Annotated in this window: 11 protein-coding genes; 6 read left to right on the top strand and 5 right to left on the bottom strand. The window is 63.8% G+C overall.

Features of this window, described 5'->3' with window-relative positions:
• The first annotated feature begins 161 nt into the window (after positions 1 to 161).
• From uvrD to V9K84_RS22070, 4 genes are all read left to right on the top strand, one after another.
• Entirely contained in the window at positions 162 to 2345 is a 2184-nt protein-coding gene (gene uvrD / locus V9K84_RS22085) for a DNA helicase II (RefSeq protein ID WP_054916451.1), read from the top strand.
• A 192-nt stretch (positions 2346 to 2537) separates the two neighbouring features.
• Positions 2538 to 3389 carry a TIM44-like domain-containing protein gene (locus V9K84_RS22080; RefSeq protein ID WP_043861520.1) on the top strand — a complete coding sequence of 284 codons (852 nt, stop codon included), beginning with the start codon at positions 2538 to 2540 and terminating at the stop codon, positions 3387 to 3389.
• Between the two features lie 111 nt (positions 3390 to 3500).
• Positions 3501 to 3908: an SMI1/KNR4 family protein gene (locus tag V9K84_RS22075; RefSeq protein WP_014720555.1), complete on the top strand. Its 408-nt coding sequence runs from the start codon at positions 3501 to 3503 to the stop codon at positions 3906 to 3908.
• A 157-nt stretch (positions 3909 to 4065) separates the two neighbouring features.
• Positions 4066 to 4878, top strand: coding sequence for an alpha/beta hydrolase (locus V9K84_RS22070; protein ID WP_088513964.1), 813 nt, complete (start codon positions 4066 to 4068; stop codon positions 4876 to 4878).
• Here the strand turns inward: V9K84_RS22070 and V9K84_RS22065 are convergent.
• Positions 4875 to 6635: a cation:proton antiporter gene (locus V9K84_RS22065; protein WP_338792552.1), complete on the bottom strand. Its 1761-nt coding sequence runs from the start codon at positions 6633 to 6635 to the stop codon at positions 4875 to 4877. The genes V9K84_RS22070 and V9K84_RS22065 overlap by 4 nt on opposite strands.
• Positions 6636 to 6958: 323 nt before the next feature.
• Here V9K84_RS22065 and V9K84_RS22060 point away from each other — a divergent pair, with 323 nt between their 5' ends.
• A complete protein-coding gene (locus V9K84_RS22060; protein ID WP_043861517.1) occupies positions 6959 to 7444 on the top strand; it encodes an acyl-CoA thioesterase in 486 nt (161 codons plus the stop codon).
• Here the strand turns inward: V9K84_RS22060 and pdxY are convergent.
• Positions 7441 to 8313, bottom strand: a complete 873-nt coding sequence (pdxY, locus tag V9K84_RS22055; protein WP_088513963.1) for a pyridoxal kinase PdxY — start codon at positions 8311 to 8313, stop codon at positions 7441 to 7443. The genes V9K84_RS22060 and pdxY overlap by 4 nt on opposite strands.
• Before the next feature lie 117 nt (positions 8314 to 8430).
• On the opposite strand from pdxY, the gene V9K84_RS22050 reads away from it, so the two are divergent.
• A complete protein-coding gene (locus V9K84_RS22050) occupies positions 8431 to 8823 on the top strand; it encodes a DUF3301 domain-containing protein (protein WP_043861515.1) in 393 nt (130 codons plus the stop codon).
• Between the two features lie 54 nt (positions 8824 to 8877).
• Here V9K84_RS22050 and V9K84_RS22045 read toward each other — a convergent pair whose 3' ends face one another.
• The 3 genes from V9K84_RS22045 to zigA are packed head-to-tail and all read right to left on the bottom strand — an operon-like array spanning position 8878 to position 11690.
• The gene (locus V9K84_RS22045) at positions 8878 to 9840 is read right to left on the bottom strand and encodes a CobW family GTP-binding protein (protein WP_088513962.1); all 963 of its coding nucleotides are present in this window, start codon (positions 9838 to 9840) and stop codon (positions 8878 to 8880) included.
• A gap of 42 nt (positions 9841 to 9882) precedes the next feature.
• Entirely contained in the window at positions 9883 to 10482 is a 600-nt protein-coding gene (locus V9K84_RS22040; RefSeq protein ID WP_088513961.1) for a DUF1826 domain-containing protein, read from the bottom strand.
• The gene (zigA, locus tag V9K84_RS22035) at positions 10482 to 11690 is read right to left on the bottom strand and encodes a zinc metallochaperone GTPase ZigA (RefSeq protein WP_088513960.1); all 1209 of its coding nucleotides are present in this window, start codon (positions 11688 to 11690) and stop codon (positions 10482 to 10484) included. The genes V9K84_RS22040 and zigA overlap by 1 nt, the downstream gene beginning before the upstream one ends.
• Positions 11691 to 11733 lie beyond the last annotated feature (43 nt).

Raw genomic sequence — 11733 nt, 5'->3', positions numbered from 1 at the left:
CTGGGTCATAAATTGTGCGTGGCAATTATGGAACCTGGTTTCAGTGCCGAGCCCTCAAGCACGCGGGCCAAGGGGCGCGACCGATGAGCGGGCGGCGCCTTGGGCGATCTTTTTCCACCATGGGTTTGCCCCCGGCTCGCTTGCGCCCCTAAAATGGCCGGATGCGCGATGACCTCTCCCTCCTGTTGAACTCCCTCAACGACGCCCAACGCCAGGCCGTAGCGGCCCCGCTTGGTCGCCAGTTGGTTCTGGCCGGTGCCGGCTCCGGTAAGACCCGAGTGCTGGTGCACCGTATCGCCTGGTTGATCCAGGTCGAGCAGGCCTCACCCCATTCGGTGCTGTCGGTGACCTTCACCAACAAGGCCGCCGCCGAGATGCGCCAGCGCATCGAGCAGTTGATGGGCATCAACCCGGCCGGCATGTGGGTGGGTACCTTCCACGGCCTGGCGCACCGCCTGTTGCGTGCCCATTGGCAGGAAGCGGGGCTGAACCAGAACTTCCAGATCCTCGACAGCGACGACCAGCAACGCCTGGTCAAGCGGGTGATCCGCGAGCTGGGCCTGGACGAACAGCGCTGGCCGGTACGCCAGGCGCAGTGGTTCATCAACGGGCAGAAGGACGAAGGGCTGCGCCCGCAGCACATCCAGGCCAGCGGCGACCTGTTCCTGGGCACCATGCGCAGCATCTACGAGGCCTACGAGGCAGCCTGCCAGCGCGCCGGCGTGATCGACTTCTCCGAACTGCTGCTGCGCGCGCTGGACCTGTGGCGCGACAACCCGGGCCTGCTGCAGCACTACCAGCGGCGCTTCCGCCACCTGCTGGTGGACGAGTTCCAGGACACCAACGCCGTGCAGTACGCCTGGTTGCGCCTGCTGGCCCAGGGCGGTGACAGCCTGATGGTGGTGGGCGACGACGACCAGTCCATCTATGGCTGGCGCGGCGCCAAGATCGAGAACATCCACCAGTACAGTGCCGACTTCCCCGACACCCAGATGATCCGCCTGGAGCAGAACTACCGCTCCACCGCCGGCATCCTCAAGGCGGCCAACGCCCTGATCGCCAACAACAGTGATCGCCTGGGCAAGGAGCTGTGGACCGACGGCGGCGACGGCGAACCGCTGAGCCTGTACGCCGCCTTCAACGAACACGACGAAGCGCGCTATGTGGTCGAGACCATCGAGAGCGCGCTCAAGACCGGCATGGCGCGCAGCGACATCGCCATCCTGTACCGCTCCAACGCCCAGTCGCGGGTGCTCGAGGAAGCCCTGCTGCGCGAGCGCATCCCGTACCGCATCTATGGTGGTCAGCGCTTCTTCGAACGCGCCGAGATCAAGAACGCCATGGCCTACCTGCGCCTGCTTGAAGGGCGTGGCAATGACGCGGCGCTGGAGCGGGTGATCAACGTGCCGCCGCGCGGCATCGGCGAAAAGACCGTGGAGGCGATTCGCGAACACGCCCGTCACGCCCAGGTATCGATGTGGGAGTCGATGAGCCTGCTGATCGCCAACAAGGGCCTCAAGGGCCGTGCCGCCAGCGCCCTGGCCGCGTTCATCGAGCTGATCGAGAACCTCTCGGCCAAGGTCATGGACATGCCGTTGCACCTGATGACCCAGACCGTGATCGAGCAGTCCGGGCTGATCATCTATCACCAGGAAGAAAAGGGTGAAAAGGGCCAGGCACGGGTAGAAAACCTTGAAGAACTGGTCAGCGCCGCGCGCAACTTCGAAAGCGCCGAGGAAGACGCCGAGCTGTCGCCGCTGGCTGCGTTCCTGGGCCACGCCTCCCTCGAGGCCGGGGATGCCCAGGCCGAGGAACACGAAGACAGCATCCAGCTGATGACCCTGCACAGCGCCAAGGGCCTGGAGTTCCCCCACGTGTTCCTGGTGGGCATGGAAGAGGGCCTGTTCCCGCACAAGATGAGCCTGGAAGAGCCCGGCCGCCTGGAAGAGGAACGCCGCCTGGCCTATGTGGGCATTACCCGCGCCATGCAGCAGCTGGTGATGACCTACGCCGAGACCCGGCGCCTGTACGGCAGCGAAACCTATAACAAGGTGTCGCGATTCGTGCGTGAGATCCCTGCGGGGCTGGTGCAGGAAGTGCGCTTGTCCAACAGCGTCAGCCGGCCGTTCGGCTCGGGTCAGAAACAGAATTCGAGCAGCCTGTTCGGTGCGGCGAACATCCCCGAAACCGCGTTCAACCTCGGCCAGCGCGTGCAGCACGCGGTGTTTGGCGAGGGCGTGATCCTCAATTTCGAGGGCGCCGGTGCCCAGGCGCGGGTGCAGGTGAACTTCGCCGAAGGCAGCAAGTGGCTGATGCTTGGCTACGCCAAGCTGGAGCCGCTGTAACGCCCTCCGCCGGCAAGGCCGTCCCCTGTGGGAGCCGGTCTTGCCGGCGAAGAGGTCGGCCAGTTCCTACACGCACTTGATAAACATCCCACAGCACCAAGCAAAAGATAGAAACATTATGGCGCTAGTCATGTGTCCTACAACCTGTGCACCATGGCGCGCGTGCACTCCACAAAACGGGAATACCCTTCTATGCAACGTTTTCTTAGCATCGCCTTGGCGCTGTGCATCGGCCTTACGCTGAGCCTCGACGCCAACGCCAAGCGCTTCGGCGGCGGCAAGAGCTCGGGCGCCGCGCCGACCCACCAGACGCGCCAGGCCGCTCCGGCCACGCCGGCCGCCACGCCAAATGCGGCAGGCCGTCCACCGGCAGCCGCCAGCGGTGCTTCGCGCTGGCTCGGCCCTCTGGCCGGCCTCGCCGCCGGTGGCCTGCTGGCCTCCATGTTCATGGGCGACGGCTTCCAGGGCATGCAGATCTTCGACATCCTGATCATGGCGGTCATCGCCTTCCTGATCTTCCGTTTCATTGCCGCCCGTCGCCGCAAGCAACAGCCGCAGATGGCCGCTGCCGGTCACGCGCCGTTCCAGCGTGAAGTTCACGAGCAACCGGCTCAGCCGTCGATCTTCGGTGGTTCTGCTGCACCTGCCGCGGCCCGCCCGGTAATCAACGCACCAGCCTGGTTCAATGAAGAGAGCTTCCTGGCCGCTGCACGCAACCACTTCCAGACCCTGCAGCAGCACTGGGACGCCAACGAGATCGACAAGATCGCCGAGTTCGTTACCCCGCAGATGCTGCAGTTCCTGAAAAAGGAACGTGCCGAGCTGGGTGAAGGCTTCCAGTCCACCTACATCGACGACCTGAACGTGCAGCTGGAAGGCGTGGATGACCGTGCCGACCGCACCATCGCCACCCTGACCTTCAGCGGTGTGTCGAAAACCTCGCGTTTCGACCAGGGCGAAGTGTTCAGCGAAAGCTGGAACATGGAACGTGCCCAGGGCGAAAACCAGCCTTGGCTGGTCGCAGGGATCCGCCAGAACGGCTGATCTTGAGGCATTGCACAAAAAACCCCGGGCTTGCCCGGGGTTTTGCTTTTAGCGTAGCGTCCTACTAGGGTATAACGCGCAGCGTGTCGTCAAGGTAAGAGGATTGAACCCGTGGAAGAAATCATCGAGCAACTGCGTGAAGCCAACGAACCGGTACCCGTACCGCTTGAGTTGCCCGACGAAGACCTGCTGGTCGAGATTGAAGAACAGCTGTTCATCGATATCCCGTTCGTCTTCAGAGAGTTCCTGTTGACCGTCAGCGATGTGGTGTACGGCAGCCTGGAGCCGGTGACCGTCACCGACCCGCAATCGCATACCTACCTGCCTGACGTGGCGGCCAATGCCTGGGATGCCGGCGTGGACCGTTCGCTGATTCCGATCTGCCAGGATGGTGACGATTACTACTGCGTCGAGGAAGATGGCACCGTGGTGCTGTGGTCGGCCGAAGAAGAGCTGGTGACCGAAGAAACCTGGGAATCGGTATGGCACTGGGCGCGCGACGTGTGGCTGGAAAGCTGATCCGTCAGTTTGTCGGACAAAAATGATGGCTCTGAGCCATCAATCTTCGTAGAATCGCCGCGCCTTCCTGTGCGCGGCGGTGTTGCTACCGCTCCATCCCCTCGGACATACGACCCGCGCGCACAGGAATGCACCTTCACATGCCGGGGCCCTGTCGATGTACTCCAGACTGTTCACACTGCTCGCCCTGCTGCTGGCGAGCGGCTGCCAGGCGCCGCTGACACAGTTGCAGACCCTCAGCCAGGCCCATGGCCATCGTGTCGAGATCCAGCCTACCCAGCCCTTCCCGCTGGCGCTGAGCGTTCCGCTCAAGGCGCCAGGCGCCCTGCGCCTGCGTGTCTATCTGGAAGGTGACGGACGCGCCTGGGCCACCGCCAGCCAACCCAGCCTGGACCCCAGCCCGCGCAACCTTTTGCTGGCGCGACTGGCCCTTGAAGACCCACAGCCCAGCCTGTACCTGGCGCGCCCTTGCCAATTCGTCAGTGCGCCTGGCTGCCGCGCAGCGATGTGGACCGACCAGCGCTTTGGCAAGGCAGTGCTCGATAGCCTGGACCAAGCCTTGAGCGGCATCAAGCAGCGCTATGGCAACCAGGAGTTCGAGCTGATCGGCTATTCCGGCGGGGGTGCGCTGGCCTTGCTGCTGGCCGCCCGGCGAAGCGACGTTACCCAGGTACAGACCCTGGCCGGCAACCTCAGCCCGCGGTACTGGGCACAGACCCTGCAACTGACGCCACTGGCGGGCTCACTGGAGCCGCTGGACTATCGCCAGCGCCTGCGCGACCTGCCGCAGCGCCACCTTCTCGGCCTGCAGGACCGCAGCGTGCCGGCCTCGCTGTTCGAGCACTACCGCGTGGAACTGGGCAGTGCCCGCTGCATGCAGCAGGTTGCGCTGCCCGGTGTGAGCCACGCCGAAGGCTGGACACAGGCCTGGGCCCAGTGGCGGGACCAGGCGCTGCGCTGCAAACCCTAGGGGTGATGTTCCTTCTGATTGTCGAGGGTTTCGAGCAGTGCGATCTGCATGCGCGTGTGCACCCGGATGAACCAGCGCCACAGCAACGCCACCACACCGGCCGCCACCACCGCGATCAGCAACAGCAGCTCGCTGGTGGGCAGGATGCTCGCCGACAGCGCCGACAGCAGCAGAAAGATCACCAGCAGCGACAGCAGCGGGATCACCTCGGCGATCACCCGGCGCACGCGCTGGGTATGGCGCCCGGCCATTTCCGGCTTGACCCCCATTTCGGCCAGCAGCATCGACAGCGCCTTGAGCTTGCGATACGCGGCAATCAGGAACGGCAATGACAGCAGCAACGCCGCGCCCCAGATCAGCGCTTTCTGCTGGGCCAGGTCGGGCAACCATTCGCTCAGGTACTCGCCGATGCGTGCCGCGAAGTAACCACCACTGAAGAAGATCGCCACCACCAGCGCCAGGTTGACCCCCACCTGCAGCAGGATGCGCCGGATCATCGCCGCCACCATCGCGCCCTCGCCTTGCGGCTGGATGCTGCGCAGCCATTCGCCGTACAGCGACAGCACCCGCGACAGGCGCTTGGGCACCACACTGGCAAGCTTGAGCGACAGCGGGTCGGCGGCGCGAATCAGGTAGGGCGTGAGCAAGGTGGTAATGGCCGACACCGCCACCGCCACCGGGTAAAGGAAGTCGCTGGTGACCTGCAGGGTCATGCCCAGCGCAGCGATGATGAAGGAGAACTCGCCGATCTGCGAAAGCCCCATGCCCACCCGCAACGAGGTGCGACCGTCGTTGCCGGCGATGAAGGCGCCCATGCCGCACGAGAGCATCTTGCCCAGGACCACCGCTACAGTGATGACCACGATCGGCCAGATGTACTCGATGAGCACGCTCAGGTCGATCATCAGGCCGATGGCGACGAAGAAGATGGCACTGAACAGGTCGCGAACCGGCTCGATCAACTGCTCGATCTTCAGCAACTGGCGCGATTCGGCCATGATCGCCCCGATCAGGAACGCGCCCAGTACCATGCTGTACTCGAGCTTGACCACCAGAAGGCAGAAGCCGAAGCACAGTCCCAGCACGGTAATCAGCAGCATCTCGTTGCTTTCGAACCTGGCCACGTAGGCCAGTACCCGCGGTACCAGCAGTATGCCGATGACCAGCGCCACGATCATGAACAGCGAGAGCTTGCCGACGGTGGAGAACACCTCGCCGGAACTGACCGCGCCGCTGACCGCAATGCCCGACAGCAGGGCAATGATGCCGATACCGAGGATGTCCTCGACGATCAGCACACCGAAGATCAGCTGAGCGAAGCGCTCGTTCTTCATCTTCAGGTCGTTGAGCGCCTTGACGATGATGGTGGTGGAAGAAATTGCCAGGATTGCGCCCAGGAACAGCGAGTCCATGGTGTTCCAGCCGAACCAGCGGCCGATCTCGAAGCCGATCCAGATCATCAGCACGATTTCGAGGAAGGCCGCAATGAACGCCGTGGCCCCCACCTTGAACAGCTTGCGCAGGCTGAACTCCAGCCCCAGGCAGAACATCAGGAAGATCACCCCGAGTTCGGCCAGCGTCTTGATCGTCTCTTCGTCGTGGATGAGGCCGAATGGCGGGGTGTGCGGGCCGATGATGAAGCCGGCGACGATATAGCCGAGTACCACCGGCTGCTTGAAACGGTGAAACAGGATGGTGACCACACCGGCAACCAGCATGATCACCGCCAGATCCTGAATAAAGCTGATGGCATGCACGGCGTGGAGCTCCTTACTTCGAACCGAAGAACAAGCCCGCCGCTCGATGACATGCCTGTCGTGGAGCGGCGGGGGAATTAGTCTGTCAAATGACGCCAGGCACCACATTGCATGGGCTTGGTCAGGTTAACACCGGCGCCTGCGACGAAATGGCGGTGTAATATCAAGAAACAGATAGACCGGTAACACGCCAAAGATGGCACGAACGGCGTGACGGCAACGGCGCTGTCAGCGTCCCGTTTTCATGGGATTCGAAATTGGGGAAAAGAAGCGTGACGACCACTCGCCACCCCGCCTCAGCGCAACCTTACCGTGAGCACACTATGGAACCTGGAAACGCCCAGCTGTCGATGACCGTCCTGATGACCCCGGACATGGCCAACTTTTCTGGCAACGTACACGGCGGCACCCTGCTCAAGTACCTCGATGAAGTCGCCTATGCCTGCGCCAGCCGCTACGCGGGCCGTTATGTGGTGACGTTGTCGGTGGATCAGGTGGTCTTTCGCGAGCCGGTACACGTGGGCGAACTAGTGACCTTCCTGGCGTCGGTGAACTACACCGGCAACACCTCGATGGAGGTCGGGATCAAGGTCGTCACCGAAAATATCCGCGAGCGCTCGGTGCGCCACAGCAACAGCTGCTTCTTCACCATGGTCGCGGTGGACGACGATCGCAAGCCGGTCGCCGTGCCGCCACGCCAGCCAGAGACCAGCGAGGAAAAGCGCCGCTTCGTGCAAGGCAAGCAGCGCCGCCTGATTCGCCAGGAACTCGAAAAGCGCTACCAGGAACTCAAGGGCGACGCCTTCTAGAGCGCCAGGCGCCGCGCCTCGAAGCGCACCCGCGGGTGCATGATGCGGTCCTGGGCACGCACCAGCTCCAGCTCGTAGCTGGTGCAAGCCTGGGTTTCCAGCAGCACCTCGTGCACGGCCGCGGCAGTGAATTCGAAAGCCGCCACCCAGCTGTCACCCAGCAGCACCCGCGCCAGGAACAGGCCGGAGGTCAGGTCGCCGACCCCTACCGGCTGCCGCGCAAACGCCAGCAGCGGTCGCTGCAGGTGCCAACTGCCTTCGGCAGTCACCAGCAGCATCTCGAAGTCTTCAGCCTTGCGTCCCGGGTATGCCAGGTGCTTGACCAGCACAGCCTTGGGCCCGCGGGCGAGCAGGCTGCGCGCCATGGCCACGCAGTCCTCCAACGACTCGGCCCGACGCCCGCAGAAGCTGTCGAGCTCCAACTGATTGGGGCACAGCACATCCGCCACCGCAACCGCTTCATCGAGCAGGAAGTCACTGACCTCGGCGGGTACGATGCAGCCTTTTTCCGGATGCCCCATGACGGGGTCGCACAGGTACAGGGCGTTCGGGTTGACCGCCTTGATCCGCGCCACCCCAGTGAGAATCGCACGGCCCTGGGCGGCGCTGCCGAGGTAGCCGGAAAGCACCGCATCACAGTTGCCCAGCTCGCCGATCGTCGCAATCCCGTCCACCAGCGCCGGAATTTGCTCTGGCGCAAGCACTTCGCCGGTCCACTGGCCATACTGAGTATGGTTGGAGAACTGAACGGTGTTCAGCGGCCAGACATTGACCCCCACCCGTTGCATCGGAAACACCGCGGCGCTGTTGCCGGCGTGGCCGAATACCACGTGTGACTGGATGGCGAGCAGATGCGGTATACGTTTCATGCAGGGCTTCCAAACGATCGAATGAAAAACAAGGCGCGCAGTATGGCGCCAAATGCCACCTGTACGACAGACCGGGGTGGCAGTTAAGCTGAGCCTATCTGGTTGGAGCGAACGTAGATGTTAACCCTCGAAAACCTTCTGGTGCTGATGCTGCTGGCCACCGCAGGCGCCTGGCTGTGGCATAACCACGGCCTGCGCGAAAAGGCACTGGAACGGGTCAAGCAGCATTGCGCCAAGCTCGACCTGGAACTGCTGGATGGCAACGTGGCGCTCAAGCGCATCGGTTTTGTGCGCGATGCCAACGGGCGCAAGCGCCTGGCCCGTGTGTACAACTTCGAATTCACAGTGACAGGCGAACATCGTCACCCCGGTACGGTGACGCAGTTTGGCGCGCATACGATGCAGATCGAACTGGCACCCTACCCGTTCGAGATCAAGCCGCCGGTGCAGGGCGGCAACGTGATCGAGATGAACCAGTGGCGCCAGGAGCACAATCGCTGGCGCCAGTGACGTTCCCTTTGTATACCGGGGCCAGCCTTGCCTGCAAAAAGGCCGGCCCTGTCTTCAGGGAATCCGGCATTCCTGCATCCCCTGCTCCAAGGCCGCCACTGCCTGCGGCTGTGCAAAAATCAGCTCGATACGCGAGTCGCGCCGCCACTCGCTGGCCTGCCAGCGCAGCGCCTGCCCCTCCAGCGCATTGGCCGACTGCCAACCCTCCGGGCTGTGGATAACCAGTTTGGCCCTGCGCCACCCAAGGCCTGCAAGCCATTGCTGCAAACGCTGCGGGTGCAACTGCTGGCTCGGGTGCCAGCGCCAGCCAATGCTCCAGCCCTGCTCCAGCTGTTGATAAAGACAGATCGGCGTCAGCGGGTTTATCCACAGCGCCGCCGGCAACGGCCTGGCCTCCGGCAGCTTGAAGTTATCCACCGGCAACGGATGCACACCAACGCCCGGCAGGCTGTTCAGCGCAATCTGCCCATGGTCCGTCCAAAGCTGGGGTACATCAGGCAACCCCTGGCTTATCCACAGGCGCGTGGCGGCCGCCAAGCCTTCAGATTTGTTGAGCACCAGCAGCCCCGCATCGTGCAGTGCCTGCGCCTGCGGCTGGGGTAGTACCTGGCCTGCCGCTAATGCCTGGGCGTCCAGTACCAGCACCGACGGCTGAACCGCCAGCACGCCTTGCCAGGGAGCCTCGCCAAGCTGTGCCAGCAACTGGGCAGGATGACCCAGCCCCGAAGGCTCGATGAACAGTCGATGAGGGCGCGCCTTGCGCAACAAGCGCCCCAGGCCCACCTGGAACGGTGCGCCATTCACGCAGCACAGGCATCCGCCCGCCACTTCGCCCATCGCCACGCCATCATCGTCGGTGGCGAGCAAGGCGGCATCCAGGCCGATCTGGCCGAACTCGTTGATCAGCACCGCCCACCGCTCGTGGGCCGGGCGCTGGGCCAGCAGGTGCCGAATCAGGCTGGTCTTGCCGGCGCCCAGGGGGCCGCCGATCAGGTGGGTGGGTATGTTCTGCAGCATACGCATCGATTCGTCAGGAAGGATACGCACTATGCTGCGCGCTCAGGCCATCCAGTCAAGCGTCAGCATAAGGCGGCGCTGCCCCGCAGGTACCGCCGGCGAACGGTGCACCAGCCCCTGCCCCTCATTGCCCAGCCACCTCTCGCCCTTGAGCACGGCCACATCACCGGTCGACAACTGCTCCACCTGCACCGCATCGGGCGCCGTCAGCCATTCACTGCCGGGGCCCGCATAGGTACAGATCAGCCGCGCCGGCACGTGGTCGACGTGAAAACGCGGGCACATTGCGCCCTCCAGTGCGCGCAGGCGCAGGCCCACCCGACGCGCGTCGAGCAGGCAGGCGTACGCGCCCACCAGCCAGCGCACATCGCAGATGAACCCCTCATACCCCTGCAGATCGGCACACGCTGCCGCCAACCCGCGCAGGGCGGGTGCGTCGTCATCTGGCTGCAACTCCAGGGTCAGGGACTCGGCCAGCGGCTGCCCAAGGGACAACAGCACCTGGGCAAAATCGGCCACATGCACCGGCAACTGGCGCTGCCACACGGCCAGATTGACGCCATCCTGCAGCACCTCGGTCAGCACCTGGGACGATTCGCCGACTGTTTGCCGGGCGCTGCCACGGCGTTTCAGGGCCAGCATCAGGCCGCCTCTTCGTCGTGCCAGTCGCCAAACGGGTCGGGCAGGCGTTGCCAGCCCTCGGCGCCCAATGCCATTTCTTCATCGCTCAGCAGGCAGGCGCCCAGCTCGGCATCCAGTTGCGCAAAGTCGATGTGCTGCCCGATGAACACCAGCTCCTGTCGGCAATCGCCGCATTCGGCCGTCCAGTGCTTGAGGATCGCCGCCGCGTCCTGCGGGTCCTGGGGCCATTGCCCGCGTGGTACGAAACGCCACCAGCGACCGGCAAAGCCGTGGCGCATCATGCCGCCGGCCTGGGACCAGCTGCCGGCTTCCTGGTGCTTGCTGGCCAGCCAGAAAAAGCCCTTGGAACGCAACAGGCGGCCGTTGCTCCAGGGCCTGTGGATAAAGTCGAAAAAACGCTGTGGGTGCAAGGGGCGGCGGGCCTGCCAGGTGGTGGCGGCAATGCCGTACTCCTGGGTTTCCGGCACATGCGTACCGCGCAGTTCCTGCAGCCAGCCCGGCGCCTGGGCAGCACGCTCGAAGTCGAACAGGCCGGTATCGAGAATCTGCGCCAATGGCACCTGCCCCATCACCATCGGCACGATCTGGGCGTGGGCATTGAGCGAGCGCAGAATGGCGCAGAGTTCTTCGCGCTCATCGCTGCCGATCAGGTCGATCTTGCTCAACAGGATCACATCGGCGAACTCGACCTGCTCGATCAGCAGGTCGCTGATGGAACGTTCATCGCCCTCGCCCAGGGTCTCGCCGCGCGAAGCCAGGCTGTCGGCGGCCTGGTAGTCACCCAGGAAATTCAGCCCGTCTACCACCGTGACCATGGTGTCCAGCCGCGCCTGGTCGGCCAGGCTGCGGCCTTGTTCATCACGGAAGGTAAAGGTTTCGGCTACCGGTAGCGGCTCGGATATGCCGGTGGACTCGATCAACAGGTAATCGAAACGCCCCTCGCGGGCAAGCCGCGCGACCTCTTCGAGCAGATCTTCGCGCAGGGTGCAGCAGATGCAGCCATTGCTCATCTCGACCAGTTTTTCTTCTGCACGATTGAGGCTGACGTTGCGCTGCACTTCGCTGGCGTCGATATTGATTTCACTCATGTCGTTGACGATCACCGCCACCCGCAGGTTGTCGCGGTTACGCAGCACATGGTTGAGCAGGGTGCTCTTGCCGGCACCTAGAAAGCCGGACAGCACAGTAACGGGGAGACGGTCGGTCATGGCGCAAATACCTCATCAGGGCGTCGGAGCATTCGAAGGATGC

The organism is Pseudomonas sp. AE27 (genome assembly GCF_037113495.1).
Taxonomy (GTDB): Bacteria; Pseudomonadota; Gammaproteobacteria; order Pseudomonadales; family Pseudomonadaceae; genus Aquipseudomonas; species Aquipseudomonas palmensis.
Note: the sequence above shows the minus strand (reverse complement) of the source record. Positions and strands in the feature narration are given on the sequence as shown.

Excerpts from the sequence above, each read along its gene's own strand:
- uvrD (WP_054916451.1), top strand. The coding sequence starts at position 162 with ATGCGCGATGACCTCTCCCTCCTGTTGAACTCCCTCAACGACGCCCAA.
- V9K84_RS22080 (WP_043861520.1), top strand. The coding sequence starts at position 2,538 with ATGCAACGTTTTCTTAGCATCGCCTTGGCGCTGTGCATCGGCCTTACG.
- V9K84_RS22070 (WP_088513964.1), top strand. The coding sequence starts at position 4,066 with ATGTACTCCAGACTGTTCACACTGCTCGCCCTGCTGCTGGCGAGCGGC.
- V9K84_RS22060 (WP_043861517.1), top strand. The coding sequence starts at position 6,959 with ATGGAACCTGGAAACGCCCAGCTGTCGATGACCGTCCTGATGACCCCG.
- pdxY (WP_088513963.1), bottom strand. The coding sequence starts at position 8,313 with ATGAAACGTATACCGCATCTGCTCGCCATCCAGTCACACGTGGTATTC.
- V9K84_RS22050 (WP_043861515.1), top strand. The coding sequence starts at position 8,431 with ATGTTAACCCTCGAAAACCTTCTGGTGCTGATGCTGCTGGCCACCGCA.
- V9K84_RS22045 (WP_088513962.1), bottom strand. The coding sequence starts at position 9,840 with ATGCTGCAGAACATACCCACCCACCTGATCGGCGGCCCCCTGGGCGCC.
- V9K84_RS22040 (WP_088513961.1), bottom strand. The coding sequence starts at position 10,482 with ATGCTGGCCCTGAAACGCCGTGGCAGCGCCCGGCAAACAGTCGGCGAA.
- zigA (WP_088513960.1), bottom strand. The coding sequence starts at position 11,690 with ATGACCGACCGTCTCCCCGTTACTGTGCTGTCCGGCTTTCTAGGTGCC.